Below are 22,268 nucleotides of genomic sequence, written 5' to 3' on the forward strand. Positions count from 1 at the left end.
GCGTTTTTTATTTATCAATGGGGATGCACCCCACTACGAAGCCACCGCCTCGCTCTCGCCCGGCGACAGCTTACGGTTTGACGGCTGCACAAAATACTTTTTATCTTCCCAGCGCAGACAGGTTAAATCACCGCCCCAGCAGCAGCCGGTGTCCAGCGCGTAAATCCCTTCCGGTGTACCTTTACCTTCCAACGAGGCCCAGTGACCAAAGGCCACGCTGTACTCGCTGGTGATTGGTCCCGGCAGCATAAACCAGGGCTTCAGTGGCGCAGGCACGTTCTCCGGCGACTCTTTGCTGTACATATCCAGCTGGCCGTTCGGGAAGCAGTAGCGCATGCGGGTAAAGGCGTTGGTGATAAAGCGCAGGCGCGCCAGCCCTGAGAGATCCAGTGACCAGTTGTTGGGCATATCGCCGTACATGGCATCGAGGAAGAACGGATAGGAATCGCTTGAGAGCACCGCTTCAACGTCGCGTGCGCACTGTTTCGCGGTTTCCATATCCCACTGCGGCGTGATGCCTGCATGCGCCATTACTAGCTTTTTATCTTCATCGACCTGCATCAGCGGCTGGCGACGCAGCCAGTTGAGCAGCTCGTCGGCATCCGGTGCTTCCAGCAGCGGGTTCAGGCGATCCTTCGGCTTATTGCGGCTAATGCCAGCAAATACCGCCAGCAGATGCAGATCGTGGTTACCGAGCACCACTTTCACGCAGTCGCCCAGCGATTTAACGTAGCGCAGCACTTCCAGCGAACCGGGGCCACGGGCAACCAGATCGCCCGTCAGCCACAGGGTATCGACGTCCGGGGTGAACGCCACCTGCTCGAGCAGGGCAATTAACTCGTCAAAGCAACCGTGAACGTCGCCAATAAGGTATGTAGCCATGTTTTAATGAATCAGCGTGGGAACAAAGAGACGGAAAACGGGTATGTCGATGGAGAACGGCACACCGTCCACATCGACCATATCGTAGTGACCCTGCATAGTGCCGAGCGGAGTTTCCAGCACGGCACCGCTGGTATATTGATATTCTTCACCGGGCTCGATGTGCGGCTGCACGCCGATCACACCTTCACCCTGAACTTCAGTTTCACGGCCGTGGCCGTTGGTAATCAGCCAGTAACGGCCGAGAAGCTGAACCGCGCTTCGCCCGAGATTGCGAATGGTCACCGTATAAGCAAAAACGTAACGCTCTTCTTCCGGCTGGGAGTGCGTCTCAATGTAGACGCTCTGTACCTGGACGCAAACTCGCGGCGAATCGATCATGGTTTAGCTCTCCTTCGAGGGCGCATTCTCTGACAGATAGTTGGCCATCCGGCAGTACTGCGCAACAGAGATATTTTCCGCGCGCATGGCCGGGTCTACACCCAGCTCCGTCAACAGCTCAACGCTGAACAGGTTGCCCAGGCTGTTGCGGATAGTTTTACGACGCTGGTTGAAGGCTTCGGTCGTAATACGGCTCAGGACGCGGACATCTTTTACCGGGTACGGTTTAGTGCTATGCGGCACCAGACGTACGACGGCGGAATCCACTTTTGGCGGTGGAGTGAACGCGGTTGGCGGCACTTCAAGTACCGGGATCACGTTGCAGTAGTATTGCGCCATTACGGTCAGACGACCATAGGCTTTACTGTTTGGACCGGCAACCAGACGGTTAACCACCTCTTTTTGCAGCATGAAGTGCATGTCCGCAATAGCATTAGTATAGCTAAACAGGTGGAACATCAGCGGCGTGGAGATGTTGTACGGCAGGTTACCGAACACGCGCAGCGGCTGACCCAGCTTCTCAGACAGCTCGCCAAAGTTCATGGTCATGGCATCCTGCTGATAAATGGTCAGCTTCGGCCCCAGGAACGGGTGCGTTTGCAGACGCGCGGCGAGGTCGCGGTCCAGTTCAATAACGGTCATTTCGTCAAGACGTTCGCCAACCGGCTCGGTCAGCGCGGCAAGACCCGGGCCGATTTCAACCATGGCCTGGCCTTTTTGCGGGTTAATAGCCGCAACAATACTGTCGATCACGAATTGATCGTTGAGAAAGTTTTGCCCGAAGCGTTTACGGGCTAAGTGGCCCTGATGGACTCGATTATTCATTAGAGTTAACAATCATTTTGATGGCGAGATTAAGCGCCGTAATAAAACTGCCGACATCCGCTTTCCCCAGGCCTGCCAGTTCAAGGGCGGTACCATGGTCAACGGAGGTGCGAATAAAGGGTAAACCGAGCGTAATGTTCACGCCACGGCCAAAGCCCTGGTATTTTAGCACGGGTAGGCCCTGATCGTGGTACATTGCGAGCACGGCATCGGCATGGTCAAGATACTTAGGCTGGAAAAGGGTATCGGCAGGCAGCGGCCCGCTCAGATTCATCCCTTTTGCACGCAACTCTTCCAGCACCGGAATAATGGTGTCTATCTCTTCCGTACCCATATGCCCACCTTCCCCCGCATGTGGGTTCAGGCCGCAGACCAGCACGTGCGGTTCGGCAAGACCAAACTTGTTCTGCAAGTCGTCGTGCAGGATGGTGATAACCTCCCGCAGCAGGTCCGGCGTGATGGCATCGCTCACCGCTTTCAGCGGCAGGTGGGTCGTTGCCAGCGCGACGCGCAGCTCCTCGGTTGCCAGCATCATCACCACTTTCGGTGCGCCAGCGCGCTCTTCAAAGAACTCGGTGTGCCCGGTAAAGGCGACGCCGGCATCATTAATGATGCCTTTGTGGACCGGGCCGGTGACCAGTGCGGAAAACTCACCGTTCAGGCAGCCATCGCAGGCGCGGGCGAGCGTTTCAACAACATAGCGACCGTTCTCAACGTTGAGCGTTCCCGGCGTAACCTCGGCATGCAGGGCGACGGGTAACAGCGTGAGCGTACCGGCGCGCTGTGGTGCAGCGGGTTTTTCGGGAGAGTAGGGCAATAGCGTGAGAGGAAGGCCGAGAAGCGTTGCCCGCTCGGTGAGCAGGCGGCCATCAGCGCAAACGACCAGTTCAAGCGGCCAGTCGCGCTGGGCCAGTTGGATAACAAGATCCGGACCAATCCCGGCGGGTTCGCCGGGAGTGATAACGACACGAGCGTGTTGCGTCATTAGTTGCTCAGAATTTTAACGTAAGCGCTTGCGCGCTGTTCCTGCATCCAGGTCGCCGCTTCTTCAGAGAATTTACGGTTCATCAGCATGCGGTAAGCACGGTCTTTCTGTGCGGCGTCGGTACGGTCAACGTTACGCGTATCGAGCAGCTGAATCAGGTGCCAGCCGAAGGAAGAGTGAACTGGGCCGCTCATCTGGCCTTTGCTCAGCTTCATCAGCGCATCGCGGAATGACGGATCGTAGATATCCGGCGTTGCCCAACCTAAATCACCGCCCTGGTTAGCAGAGCCTGGGTCCTGAGACAGCTCTTTAGCCGCTTTCTCAAAGGTGGTTTTGCCGCTACGAATATCCGCTGCAACCTGTTCCAGCTTCGCACGTGCCTGATCGTCGGTCATGATTGGCGATGGCTTCAACAGGATGTGGCGAGCGTGGGTTTCCGTTACCGAGATGTTCTGGGTCTGGCCGCGCATATCGTTAACTTTCAGGATGTGGAAGCCTACGCCGGAACGAATAGGGCCAATAACATCGCCTTTTTTCGCCGTGCTCAGCGCCTGAGCAAAGATAGCAGGCAGTTCCTGAATACGACCCCAGCCCATCTGGCCGCCTTTCAGCGCCTGTTGGTCTGCGGAGTAGGTGATAGCGAGCTTACCGAAATCAGCACCGCCGCGAGCCTGTTCAACGATAGACTCGGCCTGGCTTTGTGCTTCGTTAACCTGATCGGAGGTTGGGTTTTCCGGCAGCGCAACCAGGATGTGGCTGAGGTTCAGCTCGGTGCTGGCGTCGTTCTGGTTGCCAATCTGGCTTGCCAGCGCGTCGACTTCCTGTGGTAGCACGGTAATGCGGCGACGCACTTCGTTGTTACGCACTTCGGAAATCAGCATCTCTTTGCGGATCTGGTTACGATAGGTGTTGTAGTTCATCCCATCGTAGGCCAGACGGCTGCGCATCTGATCCATCGTCATGTTGTTTTGTTTAGCGATGTTGGCGATCGCCTGATCGAGCTGATCGTCAGTGATCTTGACACCCATCTTCTGCCCCATCTGCAGGATTATCTGATCCATGATCAGACGTTCCAGAATCTGGTGACGAAGCGTAGCGTCATCCGGCAGCTGTTGACCCGCCTGGCCGGCGTTCATTTTGACGGACTGCATCAGACCATCAACATCACTTTCAAGGACGACGCCGTTGTTCACGACGGCTGCTACTTTATCGACAACCTGCGGGGCAGCGAAGCTGGTATTCGCAACTAAGGCGATACCGAGAAGCAGCGTTTTCCAGTTCTTCATACTTTTTCCATTTCAATTAACCGCAATGCGGATGATGTGTCTAACCAGTGACATTACAGCGAGCTTTGGTACGGCATGATGTTGGAACGCAGCATCTGCTGAGTACCCAGACCGTAGTTAGAGCTCAGACCACGCAGCTCAATGCTGAAGCCGATGGAGTTGTCATATTTGGAACGACCACCAGTCTGGGTGTCGTTGTTGTAATCCCAACCGTTGAGTTTACGCTCGTAGCCTACGCGGATAGCGTAACAGCAGGAGTTATACTGAACGCCCAGCATCTGGTCAGCGGCGCTGCCGGAGTTGGTGTCATAGTAATAAGCACCTACGACGGACCAGCGGTCGACGATTGGCCAGCTCGCAGTTGCACCAACCTGCGAAATCCCGTTTTTATACTGTTCTGCCGTGGAGTAACTCGGCAGCGTTGCCTGAATATATTCCGGGCTGGCGTAACGGTAAGTCAACTGCACTAAATGTTCTTCGTCCCGACGCCATTCGATGGCTGAACTGCTGGTGGAGACGTTGTTCAGACGCGTGTCGTACTGAATACCACCGCGTAAACCCCATTGATCGCTGATACGCCAGTAGGTGTCGCCCGCCCAAACCAGTGAACCCGTTTTGTCGTTTTTCTCCCAGTTAATGTTGTCATCACCGGTGCGAGACTCGGTGAAATAGTAGATTTGACCAACAGAAACGTTAAAACGTTCAACGGCGGCGTCATCATAAATACGTGATGTGACCCCGGTCGTAATCTGGTTTGCGGAAGCGATGCGGTCGAGACCGCTGTAGCTACGGTCACGGAACAGACCCGTATAATCGGATTGCAGGAACGTGGAGTCGTAGTTATTGATTTTGCTTTGGTCGCGGTACGGCACGTACAGGTACTGCATACGTGGTTCCAGCGTCTGGGTGTAGCCCGGCGTCAGCTCAACATCGCGCTCAAACACCATTTTGCCATCAACTTTCAGCTGAGGCATGGTGCGGTTGACTGAACTGGCCAACTTGTTGGCGTTGGTCGAGTCATTGTTGTAGTCGTCGATATTGGTCTGGTTGTAGTGCGTCGCCAGCAGTTTTGCTTCCGTCGTGAGGCTACCCCAACGGTTGCCCAGCGGAAGACTGATGGTCGGCTCGAGGTGGACTCGTGTCGCTTCAGGCAAATTGCTGTTGCTGTTGGTGAACTTCACCGCCTGAGCGTAGAGATGGGTATCAAACGGCCCTACATCGTTCTGGTAGGCGTTGATATCCAGCTGTGGCTCGGCCGAATAGGAGTTGCTGTTACTGCGGTCGAAAACCTGGAACTGTTTCGTCGATACGGTGGCATCGAAGTTTTGTACCGCATAGCCCACGCTCAGTTTCTGCGTGGCGTAGCCGTCGGTACTTGAGCCGTATTTCGAGTCAAAGTCGTTAAAGTAATCTGGATCGCTGACTTTGGTGTAGTCGGCGTTGAAACGCCATACCTGATCCATGACCCCGGCGTGACGCCAGTAGAATAGCCAGCGGCGGCTATTGTCATCATTAGGATGTTCGTTGGAGTAGACGCTGTCTGACGGCAGATAGTCCAGTTCAAACAGGCCTTCACCGGCATCGGTCAGATAGCGGAATTCGTTTTCCCACATCACGCCGCTACGCTTGTCCATATAGTGCGGCGTCAGGGTGGCGTCCATGTTAGGCGCAATGTTCCAGTAATACGGTAATGAGAACTCAAAGTGGTTAGTACTACCGTATTTCGCGCTTGGCAGCAGGAAGCCAGAGCGGCGTTTGTCGCCGACCGGGAGCTGCAGGTATGGGCTATAGAAGACCGGTACCGGACCAATTTTAAAGCGTGCGTTCCAGATTTCGGCAACCTGCTCTTCGCGGTCGTGGATAACTTCGCTACCCACGACGCTCCAGGTGTTAGAACCCGGCAGACAGGAGGTAAAGGTGCCGTTTTCAAGAATGGTGTAGCGGTTCTCGCCGCGCTGTTTCATGACATCCGCCGTACCGCGGCCCTGACGGCCGACCATCTGGTAATCACCTTTCCAGACGTTGGTATCTTTGGTATTCAGGTTTGACCAGGCTTTTGGCCCTTTCAGAATAACCTGATTATCGTCGTAGTGAACGTTGCCGAGTGCATCGACGGTGCGAACCGGTGTAGGCTGCCCCTCAGGCTGTTTTTGATGAAGCTGAACTTCATCGGCCTGTAAACGGCTATTCCCCTGATTAATATCGACGTTGCCGCTAAATACGGCGTTATCAGGGTAATTACCTTTTGCATGATCTGCCGTGATAGTGACCGGTTGTTCGTTCGCAGGACCGCTGACTAACGGGCGATCGTAACTCGGTACGCCAAGCATACATTGAGAGGCGAGATCTGCTGCCAATCCCTGCTGGCTGTACAAGGCGCTGGCGATCATGGTCGCGAGGAGAGTGGGAATACGTTTTTTCATACGTTGTATTTGTTGTTCCGTCATCTATAGCATTGCGGCTTGCAAACGGTCAGAGACTAACGTACTCATCGTGATGACGCTAGTGTTAATGCTCGTCGGCTTCTAAGTTGCAGTGCCGTTGGCTGCAACGTGAAATTCATCGAGTCTATCCTGCCCGTTCTTGCCAGAGGTGTTATGCACGGCATTGAATGACAGGTATGATAATGCATATTTTAGCCGCTGGCATGACGATTTGGGGAGTATATGCAGTATTGGGGAAAAGTGATTGGTGTGGCCGTCGCCCTGATGATGGGCGGAGGGTTCTGGGGCGTTGTCCTCGGGCTGCTCGTGGGTCATATGTTTGACAAGGCGCGAAGCCGTCGTATGAACTGGTTTGCCAATCAACAGCAGCGTCAGTCGCTGTTTTTTGCCACCACTTTTGAAGTGATGGGCCATCTGACCAAATCGAAAGGGCGCGTGACCGAAGCGGATATTCATGTCGCCAGTCTGTTTATGGACCGCATGAATCTGCACGGTGAGTCCCGCACGGCGGCGCAGCAGGCGTTTCGTGTGGGTAAAGCTGACAACTACCCGCTGCGTGAAAAGATGCGTCAGTTCCGTAGCGTCTGCTTTGGTCGTTTTGATCTTATTCGTATGTTCCTGGAGATTCAGATTCAGGCGGCGTTTGCCGACGGGTCTCTGCATCCCAACGAACGCGACGTGCTGTACGTGATTGCCGAAGAGCTGGGGATCTCCCACGCGCAGTTCGACCAGTTCCTGCGCATGATGCAGGGCGGCGCGCAGTTTGGCGGCGGCTACCATCAGCAGTCTCAGGGCGGTCAGGGTGGTGGTTGGCAACAGGCGCAGCGTGGGCCGACGCTGGAAGATGCGTGTAACGTGCTGGGCGTGAAGCCGAGCGACGATGCCACGACCATCAAACGCGCCTATCGTAAGCAGATGAGCGAACATCACCCGGATAAGCTGGTGGCGAAAGGGCTGCCGCCGGAGATGATGGAGATGGCCAAGCAGAAGGCGCAGGAAATTCAGAAAGCGTACGAGCTGATAAAAGAACAGAAGGGATTTAAGTAAGGTGAGTTGCCGGATGGCGGCTAACGCCTTATCCGGCCTACAAATGTGCTCAAATGTAGGCCGGGCAAGCGCAGCGCCCCCGGCAATGCATGCCAGTTAAAAATCGACCGGTGCCTTAAACGTCATGCTATTACCAAACTGCGGATGGGTAATGGTGAGCGTCTCCGCATGGAGCTGCAAACGCGGTGCCATCGCTAGCGCTTCGTCGTGCGCATAAAAGCGGTCGCCCAGAATCGGGTGACCCAGCGCCAGCATATGCACGCGCAGCTGGTGTGAACGCCCGGTAATCGGTTTGAGCTTCACCCGCGCGGTGTTATCCGGCGCATATTCCAGCACTTCATACTCCGTCTGCGCAGACTTGCCGGTTTCATAACACACCTTCTGCTTCGGCCGGTTCGGCCAGTCGCAAATCAGCGGTAAATCCACCAGGCCTTCCTGCGGCTGCGGGTGACCCCATACGCGCGCCACGTACTGCTTTTTCGGCTCGCGCTCACGGAATTGACGCTTCAGTTCTCTTTCTGCCGCTTTGGTCAGGGCCACGACGATAACGCCGCTGGTCGCCATATCGAGGCGGTGTACGGACTCCGCCAGCGGATAATCGCGCTGTACGCGGGTCATCACGCTGTCTTTATGCTCTTCCTGACGGCCCGGGACGGACAACAGGCCGCTGGGCTTGTTGACCACCATAATGTGCTCGTCCTGGTAGAGGATCACCAGCCACGGGTCCCGTGGCGGATGATAGTTTTCCATGCCCATAGCGGCTCCGATTACTGGTGAGTGACGACGATAAGACGTAGTGCGTCCAGACGCCATCCCGCCTGCGACAGGCTTTCCATCACCTGCTGGCGGTTGCTTTCAATCGCGGACAGCTCGTCGTCACGGATGTTTGGGTTCACCGCCTTCAACGCTTCCAGACGCGACAGTTCCGCGCTGAGCTTCTCGTCCGCCTCTTCACGTGCCGCGGTAATCAGCGCCTGAGCGGCTTGCTCAATCTGCGCTTCACCTTTTTGCAGAATGGTATGCACGTCCTGCTGCACCGCGTTCACCAGCTTGCTGCCGGTATGACGGTTCACCGCGCTGAGCTGGCGGTTGAAGGTTTCAAACTCAACCTGCGCGGCAAGGTTAGTGCCGTTTTTATCCAGCAGCATACGCACCGGCGTTGGCGGCAGGAAGCGGTTGAGCTGCAGCTGTTTCGGTGCCTGCGCTTCAACCACGTAAATCAGCTCGACCAGCAGCGTACCCACCGGCAGCGCTTTGTTTTTCAGCAGGGAGATAGTGCTGCTGCCGGTATCACCGGAGAGGATGAGATCCAGACCGTTGTGAATCAGCGGGTGTTCCCAGGTCAGGAACTGTGCGTCTTCGCGAGACAACGCCACGTCACGCTCGAAGGTGACGGTGCAGCCATCTTCCGGCAGGCCAGGGAAGTCCGGAACCAGCATGTGGTCTGACGGGGTCAGCACGATCAGGTGCTCACCGCGATCGTCCTGATTGATACCGACGATATCGAACAGGTTCATGGCGAAGGCTATCAGGTTGGTGTCGTCATCCTGCTCTTCGATGCTTTCAGCAAGACGCTGCGCCTTTTCTCCGCCGTTGGAGTGGATCTCCAGCAGACGGTCGCGGCCCTGTTCCAACTGTGCTTTCAGCGCTTCGTGCTGTTCGCGGCAGCTCTTGATGAGGTCGTCGAAGCCGTCGCTGTTTTCCGGTGCTGCCAGGTAGTTGATTAACTGGTCATGCACGCTGTCATAAATGGTACGACCGGTCGGGCAGGTGTGCTCAAAGGCATCCAGACCTTCGTGGAACCAACGAACCAGCACTGACTGCGCGGTTTTTTCCAGGTACGGGACGTGAATCTGAATATCGTGCGCCTGACCGATACGGTCCAGACGGCCGATACGCTGTTCCAGCAGGTCCGGGTTGAACGGCAGGTCGAACATCACCAGGTTGCTGGCGAACTGGAAGTTACGGCCTTCAGAACCGATTTCCGAGCACAACAGTACCTGTGCGCCGCTGTCTTCCTCGCCGAACCAGGCGGCGGCGCGGTCGCGTTCAATAATCGACATGCCTTCGTGGAACACGGCGGCACGGATGCCTTCGCGTTCGCGCAGAACCTGCTCCAGCTGCAGGGCAGTGGCCGCTTTGGCGCAGATAACCAGCACTTTCTGCGAACGGTGGCTGGTCAGGTAGCCCATCAGCCATTCGACACGTGGGTCGAAGTTCCACCAGGTGCCGGTATCACCTTCAAATTCCTGATAAATCTGCTCAGGGTAGAGCATGTCACGGGCGCGCTCTTCTGCGCTCTTACGGGCACCCATGATGCCGGAGACTTTAATCGCCGTTTGATACTGGGTTGGCAGCGGCAGCTTGATGGTGTGCAGTTCGCGTTTCGGGAAGCCTTTCACGCCGTTACGGGTGTTACGGAACAGCACGCGGCTGGTGCCGTGGCGGTCCATCAACATGCTGATAAGCTCCTGACGAGCTGCTTCTGCACCGTCGCGATCGCTGTTGGCGGTTTGCAGCAGGGCTTCGATATCCTGCTCGCCAATCAGTTCGCCCAGCATGTTCAGTTCGTCGTTGCTGAGCTTGTTGCCTGCCAGCAGCAGGGCGACAGCGTCGGCTACCGGGCGGTAGTTTTTCTGTTCTTCAACAAACTGCTCGAAATCGTGGAAGCGGTTTGGGTCCAGCAGACGCAGACGCGCAAAGTGGCTTTCCATCCCCAGCTGTTCCGGGGTTGCCGTCAGCAACAGTACGCCAGGTACGCGCTCGGCGAGCTGTTCAATGGCTTGATATTCGCGGCTTGGCGCATCTTCGCTCCACACCAGGTGGTGCGCTTCGTCGACCACCATGATATCCCACTCGGCTTCGCACAGATTTTCCAGACGCTGCTTGTTGCGGCGAACGAAGTCCAGTGAGCAGATAACCAGCTGTTCGGTTTCAAACGGGTTGTAGGCATCGTGCTGGGCTTCGGCATAGCGTTCATCGTCGAACAGCGCAAAGCGCAGGTTGAAACGACGCAGCATTTCAACCAGCCACTGGTGCTGGAGGGTTTCCGGGACGATGACCAGCACGCGCTGGGCGGCACCAGACAGCAACTGCTGGTGCAGGATCATCCCGGCTTCAATGGTTTTACCTAAGCCGACTTCGTCTGCCAGCAGCACGCGCGGCGCATGGCGACGGCCCACGTCATGGGCGATGTTGAGCTGGTGCGGGATAAGGCTGGTGCGCTGACCGCGCAGACCGCTCCACGGCATACGGTATTGTTCACTCTGGTATTTACGCGCGCGGTAGCGCAGAGCAAATCGGTCCATGCGGTCGATTTGCCCGGCAAAGAGACGGTCCTGCGGTTTGCTGAACACCAGTTTGCTGTCGAGCAGCACTTCGCGCATCATGACGCCGGTCTCTTCGGTGTCCTGACGGGTGCCGATGTAGGCCAGCAGGCCATTTTCTTCTATTACTTCGTCAACGAGCAGCTGCCAGCCTTCATGGCTTGTAATCGTGTCGCCGGGATTAAACATAACGCGGGTCACGGGGGAGTCGCTACGCGCATACAGACGGTTCTCTCCGGTTGCCGGGAAGAGTAGGGTGACGGTGCGTGCATCCATTGCAACAACGGTACCAAGTCCCAGTTCGCTTTCTGTATCGCTGATCCAGCGTTGACCAAGTGTAAAAGGCATATGCGTTCGGCTCTATCTTTAATAAATTGCAGGCAATATTCATCCACCACCTTTATAAACAGGCGGTGAGTGAATTTGGTCCAGGAATGGAAAGGGCGCTATGGTACTGGATGGCGAGACGTTAGTCACCTGTCAAAATAGACCCAGTTGCCCTGTCACTATTGTAGCAAAATCATCGTCGACAAAGGGGAGAATTCCTTCAGCAACCGGGGCTAATTGTTTGGTCAGATAGTGGTCGTAATCGAGCTGTGATTGCTGATAGGCCAGTGGTTCCGGGCCGTTGGTGGTCCAGACGTAGCGAATGCTGCCGCGCTGTTGGTACTGCTGCGGGCGCCCTAACCGCACGTTGTGTTCATCAGCAAGACGGGCGGCGCGCACGTGCGGCGGAATATTTTTCTGATACTCGGCCAGCGGGCGGCGCAATTGCTTGCGGTAAACCAGCTGGTCATCGAGTTCGCCTGCCATCAGTTTATCAATGGTTTCAAGGATGAAGTCCCGGTAGGGCTCGTTGCGGAAGATGCGCAAATACAGCGCCTGCTGGAATTGTTGCGCCAGCGGCGTCCAGTCGGTACGCACCGTTTCCAGCCCTTTGTACAGCATCCGCTGTTCGCTGCCTTCCTGGATCATCCCCGCATAGCGTTTTTTGCTACCGGTATCGGTGCCGCGGATGGTTGGCATCAGGAAGCGGCAGAAGTGAGTTTCAAACTCCAGCTCCAGCGCGCTGGTCAGCCCTTTTTTTTGCAGTTCATCAGCCCACCACTGGTTGACGAAATCGACCAGCGCGCGACCAATGGCTCCGGCCTCTTCTTCGCCGTGAGCCCGTTTGAGCCAGACGAAGGTGGAGTCGGTATCACCGTAAATCACGTCGTAGCCCTGAGATTCAATCAGCGCTTTGGTCTGACGCATGATCGCGTGGCCGCGCATGGTGATCGACGACGCCAGCCTAGGGTCGAAAAAGCGGCAGGCGCTGGTGCCCAGCACGCCATAAAAGGCATTCATGATGATCTTCAGCGCCTGCGATAGCGGCTTGTTTTTGTGTTGCTTGGCTTCATCGCGGGCGTGCCAGATCTGGCTGACGATCCCCGGCAGGCAGTGTTTGTCGCGAGAGAACCAGGCGTCGAGAAAACCTTCAGTGCTGTGCTGCGTGTCCGGATGCGCCATACCTTCAATCAATCCAACCGGGTCAATCAGGAATGAGCGGATGATCGACGGGTACAGGCTTTTATAATCCAGTACCAGTACGGAATCGTACAGCCCGGGGCGCGAGTCCATGACATAACCGCCGGGGCTTGCCTGCGGCGGCACTTCACCGAGGTTTGGCGCAACAAAGCCCAGGCGGTGCATACGCGGAAAATAGAGGTGGCTGAAGGCGGCTACCGAGCCACCGTGCCGGTCGACCGCCAGCCCGTTAACCGTCGCGCGTTCCAGCAAAAATGGCATGATCTCGGTTTTGTGAAAGATGCGCGCGACCAGCTCGCAGTCTTTGAGGTTATAGGTGGCTAATGCGGGCTTATCTTCGGCGAAACGGCGGTCAATTTCGTCCATTCTGTCCCACGGATTATCGATAGCTTTGCCTTCGCCCAGCAGCTCCCGGGAGACGTTTTCCAGCGAGAACGACGTGAAGCTCCAGAAGGCGGATTTTAAGGCGTCGATGCCGTCGATAATTAAGCGTCCAGCGGCCTGGGCGAAGAACACGCCGTTCTTAAAGCCGTGTTCGCGCCATTCGAGTTCGCTGTTTCCACGGCCCAACAACAGCGGCACCCGGTAGCGTTCGGCGCTTTTTTGCAGCACGCGCAGATCGAACTGCACCACGTTCCAGCCAATCAGCACGTCCGGATCATGTTCGGCAAACCAGGCGTTGAGTTTCTCCAGCAGCAGCGGACGGCTGGCGACATATTCGAGGTGGAAATCGACCTGCGGCGGCTGCTCTGGCTCGGTACCGAGCATATAGACGGTGCGTTGCCCGCAGCCTTCAAGGCCAATGCAGTAGAGCTCACCGTGGCGGCTGGTCTCGATATCTAACGATACCCACTTCAGCGGCGGACGGTATTCCGGGTTGGGCTTCATACGCGCCTGGGTCAATGCGTTGCCGCGCGCGGTGCCTTCTACCCAAACCGGGGCGGTGATAAAGCGCTCCATCAGATAGCGCTCTGGCGGACGGATATCAGCTTCGTAGACGGTAATGCCGTTTTCACGCAGCAGTTTTTCCAGCCGCATCAGTTGGCGATGCGCACGGCAGTAGAGGCCAAAAACAGGCTGGCGATGGAAATCTTTGAGCGTAAGCGGCGCAAGGCGCAGGCCGTTTTCATCCTTCAGCAAGCGTTCAACCTGTGCGCGCTGAGCCTCGGGGATAAACGCCACCGACTCCTGCGGCGGTAAGGAAACCTGTAGCGGGCCGTCGTCCGTCGCTAGCCAGAAAGCCAGTTCGGTACCCTGCGGGGTATCCCGCCAGTGACGGGTAAGGAGAAAACCTGCTTGTGGCTGGGTCACGCGTGAGCTCATCCATAAAAAAACCAGGCTTGATTATAGCCTGGTTTAAGGGAGAGTGCTGGTGGTTTATACAGGTGTTATCGGTGAGATCCCGGAGTCGGCTGCGCCTCGTCCGGGCTACAGAGAGCGCTGCCGGAGTTACTGGCCGTAATACGCTTTTGCCCCGTGCTTACGCAGGTAGTGTTTATCCAGCAGCGTCTGCTGCATATCCGGAAGCTGCGGCGCGAGCTGACGGCAGAAGATGCCCATATAAGCAATCTCTTCCAGCACGATAGCGTTGTGCACCGCGTCTTCGGCGTTTTTGCCCCAGGCAAATGGGCCGTGGGAGTGCACCAGCACGCCGGGCATTTGCGCCGGGTCGATGTCGTTATCGCGGAAGGTTTCGACGATGACCGCGCCGGTTTCCCACTCGTAGTCACCGTTGATTTCCGCATCGGTCATCAGGCGGGTGCAGGGCACTGGGCCGTAGAAATAGTCCGCGTGGGTCGTTCCGGTCGCGGGGATAGGTTGTCCGGCCTGCGCCCAGATGGTCGCGTGGCGGGAGTGGGTGTGGACAATGCCGCCGAGCGTTGGGAATGCTTGATACAGCAGGCGATGGGTTGGAGTATCCGAGGACGGTTTTTTATTGCCTTCCACCACTTCGCCGGTTTCCAGGCTGACCACTACCATATCGTTCGCGGTCATCACGCTGTAATCAACGCCGGAAGGTTTGATAACCAGCACACCGCGCTCGTGGTCAACGGCGCTGACGTTGCCCCAGGTCAGGGTCACCAGATTGTGTTTTGGCAGTGCCAGGTTGGCTTCCAGGACCTGGCGTTTGAGATCTTCTAACATGTTTACTCCTGAATGCCGGATGGCGCTTCGCTTATCCGGCCTACGGTGCTGAATTTCCCTCACCCCGGCCCTCTCCCGGAGGGAGAGGGGGAAGGGCGACTATGCGCGCGATCGATACCCTCTCGCCTTCGGGGAGAGGGTTAGAGTGAGGGGAAAATCGGCTTAACGTTTAAACCCGTAATACACTTCGTTCCAGCGCAGCGCGTCTTTAAACGCCGGCAGGCGGGTGTCGTTGTCGATAACGGCAATCTCGATATCGTGCAGTTCGGCGAACTGGCGCATATCGTCCAGCGTCAGCGCATGGCTGAATACGGTGTGGTGCGCGCCACCGGCCAGGATCCACGCTTCTGAGGCGGTTTCCAGGTTCGGATGAGCTTTCCACAGCGCGTTGGCCACCGGCAGTTTCGGCAGGTCGTGCGGGGTTTTCACCGTTTCGATGGTATTGACCAGCAGACGATAACGGTCGCCGAGGTCAATCATGCTCGCCACGACGGCCGGGCCGGTTTGGGTGTTGAAGATAAGACGCGCTGGGTCGGCCTTGCCGCCAATGCCCAGGTGCTGTACGTCGAGCAGTGGTTTCTCTTCCACAGCAATGGATGGGCAGACTTCCAGCATGTGCGAGCCCAGTACCAGGTCGTTCCCACCGTTGAAGTGGTAGGTGTAGTCTTCCATAAATGAGGTGCCGCCCTGTAGACCGGTCGACATCACTTTCATAATGCGAAGCAGGGCGGCAGTTTTCCAGTCGCCTTCACCCGCAAAGCCGTAGCCCTGCTGCATCAGGCGCTGCACGGCGAGGCCCGGGAGCTGCTTCAGACCGTGCAAATCTTCAAAGGTGGTGGTGAACGCGTGGAAACCGCCTTCTTCCAGGAAGCGTTTCATCCCCAGTTCAATGCGTGCCGCGTCCAGGACATTCTGACGCTTGTCCCCGTGAATCTGCGTGGCGGGCGTGAAGCGGTAGCTGCTTTCGTACTCGTCAATCAGCGCGTTGATTTCGCCTTCGGTCACGGCGTTAACCACCTGCACCAGATCGCCGACAGCCCAGGTATTGACCGAGAAACCGAACTTAATCTGCGCGGCGACTTTATCACCGTCGGTGACCGCCACTTCGCGCATGTTATCGCCGAAGCGGCACACTTTCAGTTGACGGGTATCCTGTTTAGAGACGGCCTGACGCATCCAGGAGCCAATACGCTCGTGGGCGTGTTTATCCTGCCAGTGGCCGGTTACTACGCTGTGCTGCTGACGCATACGCGCGCCGATGAAGCCGAACTCGCGGCCGCCGTGCGCTGTCTGGTTCAGGTTCATAAAGTCCATATCGATGCTGTCCCATGGCAGGGAGGCATTGAACTGCGTGTGGAACTGCAGCAGCGGTTTATTGAGGATAGTCAGACCGTTGATCCACATCTTCGCGGGTGAGAAGGTGTGCAGCCAGACGATCATACCGGCGCATTTGTTGTCGTAGTTGGCATCGCGGCAGATGGCGGTAATTTCATCCGGGCGCGTGCCCAGCGGTTTTAGCACCAGTTTGCACGGCAGTTTCGCTTCCGCATTTAAGGCATTGACGACCTGCTCCGCGTTTTGCGTCACCTGGCGCAGCGTTTCCGGCCCGTACAGGTGCTGGCTACCAATGACAAACCACACTTCATAATTATCAAAAACGGTCATAGTCGTATCCTTTAATGAGTCAGGGCTGCCTGAGAAGCGGCGGATTTTTCCGCGGATGCAGCCGGGAGATAATGTTGTTCGGCGCTCACGGCCCATTGCAGATAGCGCTGATAGAGTTCTTCAAAGCGCTGAGCCTGCTGTGGCTGTGGTTGCAAGGTGTGTTCGACCTGGCTTGCCATTTGTTGCTGGGCAGCCGGAATGTCGGTATGTACGCGTGCGGCAACGGCGGCGAAGATGGCCGCGCCCAGCGCACAGCATTGGTCAGAGGCGACAATTTGCAGCGGACGGTTCAGTACGTCGCAACAGGCCTGCATGATGACGCGGTTTTTACGGGCGATACCGCCCAGTGCCATAACGTTGTTGACCGGAATGCCCTGCTCGGTGAAGCACTCCATAATGGCGCGAGCACCAAAAGCGGTGGCGGCAATCAGCCCGCCGAACAGCGCCGGGGCATCGGTAGCAAGATTCAGGTCGGTGATGACCCCTTTCAGACGCTGGTTGGCATTTGGCGTACGGCGACCGTTAAACCAGTCGAGGACGACCGGCAGATGGTCGAGAGAAGGGGTGTTCGCCCAGGCTTCAGTCAGGGCTGGCAGCAGCTGTTTCTGGCTGTCTTTGATCTGTGCTTTTAGCTCTGGATGTTGAGCCGCAAGCTGCTCCAGCGGCCAGCCGAGAACACGGCCAAACCAGGCATAAATATCGCCGAAGGCAGATTGACCTGCTTCCATGCCGATAAAGTTTGGCACCACGCTGCCGTCAACCTGGCCGCAGATGCCTTTTACCGTGCGGTTGCCGACGCTGTTTTTATCGGCAATTAAGATGTCGCAGGTTGACGTGCCGATAACTTTCACCAGCGCATTCGGTTGAGCCCCCGCACCGACCGCCCCCATATGGCAGTCGAATGCGCCGCCGGAGATAACCACGTTCGTCGACAGCCCCAGGCGTTTCGCCCACTCAGCGGTCAGGTTGCCAACCGGAATATCGGCCGTCCAGGTTTCGCTAAACAGCGGGCAAGGCAGGTGCTGATTAAGAATCGGATCGAGTTCGTCAAAGAACGCCGCTGGCGGCAGGCCGCCCCAGTTTTCGTGCCACAGCGATTTATGCCCGGCGCTGCAGCGGCCGCGGCGGATGTCCTGCGGACGTGTGGTGCCGGAGAGCAGAGCAGGCACCCAGTCGCACAGCTCAATCCAGGAGGCGGCAGCCTGCGCAACGGCGCTGTCTTCACGGGTAACGTGCAGAATTTTGGCCCAGAACCACTCACTGGAGTAAATGCCGCCAATATAGCGGGAGTAGTCTTCTTTGCCCGGCTGGTGGCACAGGCGGGTGATGGCTTCGGCCTCTTCCACCGCGGTGTGGTCTTTCCACAGCACGAACATGGCGTTCGGGTTGTCGGCAAACTCTTCTTTGAGCGCCAGGACGTTCCCGTCGGCATCAATAGGCGCTGGCGTTGAGCCGGTGCTGTCGACGCCGATACCAACGACGTCGGCGCGTTGTGCGCTGGAGAGTTCAGCCAGTACGCCTTTCAGCGCGGCTTCCATGGATTCGATATAGTCGCGCGGGTGGTGGCGAAAACGGTTATTTGGCGCGTCGCAGAAACGCCCTTCCTGCCAGCGTGGATACCATTCGACGCTGGTAGCGATCTCTTCGCCCGTCGCACAATCTACCGCCAGGGCGCGGACTGAATCACTACCAAAATCGAGGCCAATTGCGATTGCCATCGTGTTACTCCATCTCAAAGAATACGTGATAGTGAAACAGTAGATATCCCCGCAAAAAACCGTCAGGCTGGAACCGCTAATCTTATGGATTATCTTGCTGTGACTGTTCAAAGTGTGACGCCGTGCAAATATTCAATGTGGACTTTTCTGCCGTCCTTATAGACACTTCAGTTGTTATCCTGAAGGTGGCGTCTAGCAGGGTTTATTCTCTAAATGCCTTGTTCATCAAGGGATGTCTGTCACTCCTTCCTCGCTGCATCGACAGCACGGCATGGATAACGCTAAAAAGCGGAGTATGGATAATTGGTTTCTTAAGAGCGAAGCGAGAGCGAGCAGAAATGGCTGAAATGCAAAACGATCCCCTGCTACCGGGCTACTCCTTTAACGCCCATCTGGTCGCGGGTTTAACGCCGATTGAAGCCGGTGGTTATCTGGATTTCTTTATCGACCGTCCGCTGGGTATGAAGGGGTTTATCCTCAACCTGACGGTGCGTGGTGAAGGGGTGATTGAAAACCAGGGCAAGCAGTTCGTCTGCCGTCAGGGCGATATGCTGCTGTTTCCGCCGGGCGAAATTCACCACTATGGCCGTCACCCGGATGCCAGTGAGTGGTATCACCAATGGGTCTATTTCCGCCCACGCGCCTACTGGCACGAGTGGCTGAACTGGCCCGCAATCGTCGCGCAAACCGGTTTTTATCGTCCGGATGAGGCGCATCAAACGGAAATTTCTGAACTGTTTGGCAAGATAATCGACGCCGGGCAGGGAGTTGGGCGCTACTCGGAGCATCTGGCGATTAACCTGCTGGAACAGCTGCTGCTGCGCCGCATGGAAGCTATCAATGAATCGCTGCATCCCCCGATGGATAACCGTGTGCGCGATGCGTGCCAGTACATCAGCGACCACCTTGCCGATAGCCACTTTGATATTGCAAGCGTGGCGCAGCACGTCTGTCTATCGCCTTCGCGCCTGTCGCACCTGTTCCGCCAGCAGCTTGGCGTGAGCGTGCTGAGCTGGCGCGAGGATCAGCGCATCAGCCAGGCCAAGCTACTGCTTAGCACCACGCGAATGCCTATCGCTACCGTGGGGCGCAACGTCGGCTTTGAAGATCAGCTCTATTTTTCCCGCGTATTTAAAAAATGCACCGGCGCGAGTCCCAGCGAATTTCGCGCGGGGTGTGAATAAAAAGTAAAGAAAAGGAAATGCGGTGTGTTGGTTTTTGTCTTTGCCAGTAAACTCTAAAGACAATTGAAGGCTTGACGATGGGGGAGACGCTCTGGAGAATCCCTGCTTCGTTTTCAAACCGGGCACACTATGCAAGCACTGCTGGAACACTTTATTACTCAGTCCACAACCTACTCGCTGATTGCGGTGGCGCTGGTGGCGTTTCTGGAATCACTGGCGCTGGTGGGGCTGATTCTGCCTGGCACCGTGATGATGGCGGGGCTGGGGGCGCTTATTGGCAGCGGCGAGGTGAATTTCTGGCAGGCGTGGTTGGTGGGTATTATTGGATGCCTGCTGGGTGACTGGGTCTCTTTCTGGCTGGGATGGCGCTTTAAAAAGCCGCTGCATCGTTGGTCATTTATGAAGAAAAACAAATCACTGCTGGATAAAACCGAACATGCGCTGCATCAGCACAGCATGTTCACTATTCTGGTGGGCCGTTTTGTCGGCCCGACGCGCCCGCTGGTGCCGATGGTGGCCGGTATGCTCGACCTGCCGATCGCCAAATTTATCACCCCCAATATCATTGGCTGCGTGCTGTGGCCACCGCTTTACTTCCTGCCGGGCATTCTGGCCGGAGCGGCAATCGACATTCCTGCGGATGAACACAGCGCCAGTTTTAAATGGCTGCTGCTGGCGGCGGCGCTGCTGCTGTGGGTAGCGGGATGGCTGTGCTGGCGCTTATGGCGCAGCGCGAAAGAGAATCATGACCGTCTGAGCGCGCTGTTAACGCGTCAGCGTCTGCTGTTGCTGGCCCCGCTGGTGCTGGGCGTTGGCGTGGTGGCGCTGGTAAGCGTGATTCGTCACCCGCTGATGCCGGTGTATATCGAGATTTTGCGGAAGGTGGTGGGGCTGTAGTGTGCCGGATAAAGCATCGCTGCCATCCGGCAGAACATCACGCCCGAATGCCAAGCAGCGCGGACGCGCTGGCTTTCCCGCTCAATAGCGCCTGCGTATCGCCGTCCCAGGCAATACGCCCTTCCGCAACGACCATCGCGCGCTGTGCAATCCTTGCGGCATCCTCTACGCTGTGGGAAACCATCAGCAACGTTAAGTTTTGCCGCTGACACACTTCATCAACCAGCTGTAGCATCTCCTGCCGTAGCGCCGGGTCAAGCGCCGAGAACGGTTCATCCAGCAGTAAAATCGGCTGCTCGCGCACCAGACACCGTGCCAGCGCCGCGCGTTGACGTTGGCCGCCGGAGAGCTCACCGGGTAGCCTGTCCAGCATAGACTCAATGCCCATCTGCCCGGCAATCACCTGTAACTTTCGCTTCTGCTCCGCGGTGAGCGACAGGCGCGGGCTCATGCCCAGCCCAATGTTCTGGCGCACGGTCAGGTGACTGAAGAGGTTATTTTCCTGAAACAGCATCGACACCGGGCGCTGCGACGGCGGCGTATGGGTATGCACTCGGCCTTCAAGCATCAGCGTGCCGCTGGCCGGCGTGAGAAAGCCGGCAATCAGGTTCAGCAGCGTGGATTTCCCCGCGCCGCTAGGGCCGAGGATTGCCACTTTCTCGCCCTGGGAAATCGAGGCGTTAAAGCGCATCGGCAGGTGCTGGTAAAGCCAGGTGACATCATTCAGTTTTAACATGGCGTCCGGGTAACTTTTCAATAACGGTGAACAGCAGGAAGCAGAGCAGCAGCAAAATCAGCGCGGTCACCGCGCCGTCCTGGCTGCGGTAGGCGCCAATTTGCTGATAGAGATAAAACGGCAACGTGCGGAAATTTTCATTGCCAAACAGCGCCACGACGCCGAAATCACCTATCGACAGCACGCAGGCAAAGGCCAGCGCCTGCGCCAGCGGGCGTTTCAGGGCGCGAAGCTCAACCACTTTCAGTCGATTAAAGCCAGAAAGCCCCAGCGATTCACACAGGATGCTGTAGCGGGCGGTAATATCGCGCATCGGCGTTTCCAGCACTTTAAGGGCATAAGGCACCGCCATCAGGGCGTTGGTGAAAATCACAATACCGTCGGCAGAGTCGGGCAGACCAACGGTGTTGTTGAGCAGCAGGAAGAAGCCGGTGGCCAGCACGATGCCCGGCATGGCGAGGATCAGCATGCCGCTCAGCTCCATCGCCTGCCCGGCCAGCGGCTGGTTGCGGGCGCGCAGTTCGCGGCTGCTCCATAGCAGCATCATGGTCAGCACCACGCAGAGAACCCCGGCGGCAACGGCGATGCGCAAGGAGGTGCCAAGCGCCTGCCAGAGTACCGGCTGGGTAAAGACCTGGAACATCGATGGATTCACCCCATCAATCACTACTGCCAGCAGCGGCGGCAACAACAGCAGTAGGGTGAGAAAAATCAGCAGGGTGTCGGTTATTCGGCTGTGCCAGCGGTCGTCCGGATCGCGCCAGCCGTGAACCTGGGTATTACCTACGGCGATGGCTCGACTCAGCCGTTGGCTCAGCAGCACCAGCATCAGGCAGCAGCCCATCTGGATGAGCGCCAGCATCGCGGCGCGCGCGGGGTCGTAGTCAAAGTTCAGCGACTGGTAGATAGCAAGTTCGATGGTAGTCGCCGAAGGCCCACCGCCGAGCGACAGTACGGTAGCAAAGCTCGCGAAACAGAGCATGAAAATCAGCGTGGCGATGGGGAGGAGCTGTCGGCGCATCCACGGCCATTCCACCAGGCGGAAAAACGGGTAGCCACGCATGCCTAATTGAGCGGCAAGCTGGCGCTGCTCGCCGGGGATTTGCTCCAGCGCCTGTAATAGCAGGCGGGTCGCCATTGGCATATTAAAGAACACGTGCGCGAGCAGAATGCCCTGCAGACCGTAAGGCGAGAACCGCCACTGCCAGCCAAAGCCAGGT

The 22,268-nt window shown here is 57.0% G+C and carries 17 protein-coding genes; 3 read left to right on the top strand and 14 right to left on the bottom strand.

Features of this window, described 5'->3' with window-relative positions:
• Positions 1–33: 33 nt before the first annotated feature.
• The 6 genes from apaH to lptD are packed head-to-tail and all read right to left on the bottom strand — an operon-like array spanning position 34 to position 6,782.
• Complete coding sequence (gene apaH, locus GKAS_RS15375) at positions 34–882, bottom strand: bis(5'-nucleosyl)-tetraphosphatase (symmetrical) ApaH (RefSeq protein ID WP_035895414.1); 849 nt, start codon at positions 880–882, stop codon at positions 34–36.
• A gap of 3 nt (positions 883–885) precedes the next feature.
• On the bottom strand, positions 886–1,263 hold the full coding sequence (gene apaG / locus GKAS_RS15380; protein ID WP_035895416.1) for a Co2+/Mg2+ efflux protein ApaG: 378 nt from the start codon (positions 1,261–1,263) through the stop codon (positions 886–888).
• A 3-nt stretch (positions 1,264–1,266) separates the two neighbouring features.
• Positions 1,267–2,088: a 16S rRNA (adenine(1518)-N(6)/adenine(1519)-N(6))-dimethyltransferase RsmA gene (gene rsmA, locus GKAS_RS15385; RefSeq protein WP_035895418.1), complete on the bottom strand. Its 822-nt coding sequence runs from the start codon at positions 2,086–2,088 to the stop codon at positions 1,267–1,269.
• Positions 2,081–3,073 (bottom strand): 4-hydroxythreonine-4-phosphate dehydrogenase PdxA, encoded by a 993-nt coding sequence (pdxA, locus tag GKAS_RS15390; RefSeq protein WP_035895420.1) that lies wholly within the window; start codon positions 3,071–3,073, stop codon positions 2,081–2,083. The genes rsmA and pdxA overlap by 8 nt, the downstream gene beginning before the upstream one ends.
• Complete coding sequence (gene surA, locus GKAS_RS15395) at positions 3,073–4,359, bottom strand: peptidylprolyl isomerase SurA (protein WP_035895422.1); 1,287 nt, start codon at positions 4,357–4,359, stop codon at positions 3,073–3,075. Before surA ends, pdxA begins: the two co-directional genes overlap by 1 nt.
• Positions 4,360–4,412: 53 nt before the next feature.
• On the bottom strand, positions 4,413–6,782 hold the full coding sequence (gene lptD / locus GKAS_RS15400; RefSeq protein ID WP_035895424.1) for an LPS assembly protein LptD: 2,370 nt from the start codon (positions 6,780–6,782) through the stop codon (positions 4,413–4,415).
• A gap of 243 nt (positions 6,783–7,025) precedes the next feature.
• Between lptD and djlA the strand changes: the two genes are divergently transcribed.
• Positions 7,026–7,850: a co-chaperone DjlA gene (gene djlA / locus GKAS_RS15405; RefSeq protein WP_035895425.1), complete on the top strand. Its 825-nt coding sequence runs from the start codon at positions 7,026–7,028 to the stop codon at positions 7,848–7,850.
• A 96-nt stretch (positions 7,851–7,946) separates the two neighbouring features.
• On the opposite strand, the gene rluA is transcribed toward djlA, so the two are convergent.
• From rluA to araB, 6 genes are all read right to left on the bottom strand, one after another.
• Positions 7,947–8,606 carry a bifunctional tRNA pseudouridine(32) synthase/23S rRNA pseudouridine(746) synthase RluA gene (rluA, locus tag GKAS_RS15410; RefSeq protein WP_035895428.1) on the bottom strand — a complete coding sequence of 220 codons (660 nt, stop codon included), beginning with the start codon at positions 8,604–8,606 and terminating at the stop codon, positions 7,947–7,949.
• Positions 8,607–8,617: 11 nt separating this feature from the next.
• Positions 8,618–11,524: an RNA polymerase-associated protein RapA gene (gene rapA / locus GKAS_RS15415; RefSeq protein WP_035895430.1), complete on the bottom strand. Its 2,907-nt coding sequence runs from the start codon at positions 11,522–11,524 to the stop codon at positions 8,618–8,620.
• Between the two features lie 132 nt (positions 11,525–11,656).
• Positions 11,657–14,014 carry a DNA polymerase II gene (polB, locus tag GKAS_RS15420; protein WP_035895444.1) on the bottom strand — a complete coding sequence of 786 codons (2,358 nt, stop codon included), beginning with the start codon at positions 14,012–14,014 and terminating at the stop codon, positions 11,657–11,659.
• A 138-nt stretch (positions 14,015–14,152) separates the two neighbouring features.
• Positions 14,153–14,848 carry an L-ribulose-5-phosphate 4-epimerase gene (gene araD, locus GKAS_RS15425; protein ID WP_035895432.1) on the bottom strand — a complete coding sequence of 232 codons (696 nt, stop codon included), beginning with the start codon at positions 14,846–14,848 and terminating at the stop codon, positions 14,153–14,155.
• Positions 14,849–15,010: 162 nt separating this feature from the next.
• Complete coding sequence (gene araA / locus GKAS_RS15430) at positions 15,011–16,513, bottom strand: L-arabinose isomerase (protein ID WP_035895433.1); 1,503 nt, start codon at positions 16,511–16,513, stop codon at positions 15,011–15,013.
• Between the two features lie 11 nt (positions 16,514–16,524).
• Positions 16,525–18,231 (bottom strand): ribulokinase, encoded by a 1,707-nt coding sequence (araB, locus tag GKAS_RS15435; protein WP_035895435.1) that lies wholly within the window; start codon positions 18,229–18,231, stop codon positions 16,525–16,527.
• Between the two features lie 338 nt (positions 18,232–18,569).
• Here araB and araC point away from each other — a divergent pair, with 338 nt between their 5' ends.
• Entirely contained in the window at positions 18,570–19,415 is an 846-nt protein-coding gene (gene araC / locus GKAS_RS15440; protein ID WP_035895437.1) for an arabinose operon transcriptional regulator AraC, read from the top strand.
• Positions 19,416–19,544: 129 nt separating this feature from the next.
• A complete protein-coding gene (locus GKAS_RS15445; RefSeq protein WP_035895439.1) occupies positions 19,545–20,312 on the top strand; it encodes a DedA family protein in 768 nt (255 codons plus the stop codon).
• A 37-nt stretch (positions 20,313–20,349) separates the two neighbouring features.
• On the opposite strand, the gene thiQ is transcribed toward GKAS_RS15445, so the two are convergent.
• Complete coding sequence (thiQ, locus tag GKAS_RS15450) at positions 20,350–21,048, bottom strand: thiamine ABC transporter ATP-binding protein ThiQ (RefSeq protein WP_035895441.1); 699 nt, start codon at positions 21,046–21,048, stop codon at positions 20,350–20,352.
• On the bottom strand, positions 21,032–22,268 hold a 1,237-nt coding region (gene thiP / locus GKAS_RS15455; RefSeq protein WP_035895443.1), incomplete at its 5' end, for a thiamine/thiamine pyrophosphate ABC transporter permease. The genes thiQ and thiP, both read right to left, overlap by 17 nt.

Source organism: Kluyvera ascorbata ATCC 33433, from assembly GCF_000735365.1.
Lineage (GTDB): Bacteria > Pseudomonadota > Gammaproteobacteria > Enterobacterales > Enterobacteriaceae > Kluyvera > Kluyvera ascorbata.

Excerpts from the sequence above, each read along its gene's own strand:
- pdxA (WP_035895420.1), bottom strand. The coding sequence starts at position 3,073 with ATGACGCAACACGCTCGTGTCGTTATCACTCCCGGCGAACCCGCCGGG.
- thiQ (WP_035895441.1), bottom strand. The coding sequence starts at position 21,048 with ATGTTAAAACTGAATGATGTCACCTGGCTTTACCAGCACCTGCCGATG.
- rsmA (WP_035895418.1), bottom strand. The coding sequence starts at position 2,088 with ATGAATAATCGAGTCCATCAGGGCCACTTAGCCCGTAAACGCTTCGGG.
- araD (WP_035895432.1), bottom strand. The coding sequence starts at position 14,848 with ATGTTAGAAGATCTCAAACGCCAGGTCCTGGAAGCCAACCTGGCACTG.
- lptD (WP_035895424.1), bottom strand. The coding sequence starts at position 6,782 with ATGAAAAAACGTATTCCCACTCTCCTCGCGACCATGATCGCCAGCGCC.
- apaH (WP_035895414.1), bottom strand. The coding sequence starts at position 882 with ATGGCTACATACCTTATTGGCGACGTTCACGGTTGCTTTGACGAGTTA.
- rluA (WP_035895428.1), bottom strand. The coding sequence starts at position 8,606 with ATGGGCATGGAAAACTATCATCCGCCACGGGACCCGTGGCTGGTGATC.
- apaG (WP_035895416.1), bottom strand. The coding sequence starts at position 1,263 with ATGATCGATTCGCCGCGAGTTTGCGTCCAGGTACAGAGCGTCTACATT.
- araC (WP_035895437.1), top strand. The coding sequence starts at position 18,570 with ATGGCTGAAATGCAAAACGATCCCCTGCTACCGGGCTACTCCTTTAAC.
- araB (WP_035895435.1), bottom strand. The coding sequence starts at position 18,231 with ATGGCAATCGCAATTGGCCTCGATTTTGGTAGTGATTCAGTCCGCGCC.
- djlA (WP_035895425.1), top strand. The coding sequence starts at position 7,026 with ATGCAGTATTGGGGAAAAGTGATTGGTGTGGCCGTCGCCCTGATGATG.
- rapA (WP_035895430.1), bottom strand. The coding sequence starts at position 11,524 with ATGCCTTTTACACTTGGTCAACGCTGGATCAGCGATACAGAAAGCGAA.
- araA (WP_035895433.1), bottom strand. The coding sequence starts at position 16,513 with ATGACCGTTTTTGATAATTATGAAGTGTGGTTTGTCATTGGTAGCCAG.
- surA (WP_035895422.1), bottom strand. The coding sequence starts at position 4,359 with ATGAAGAACTGGAAAACGCTGCTTCTCGGTATCGCCTTAGTTGCGAAT.
- GKAS_RS15445 (WP_035895439.1), top strand. The coding sequence starts at position 19,545 with ATGCAAGCACTGCTGGAACACTTTATTACTCAGTCCACAACCTACTCG.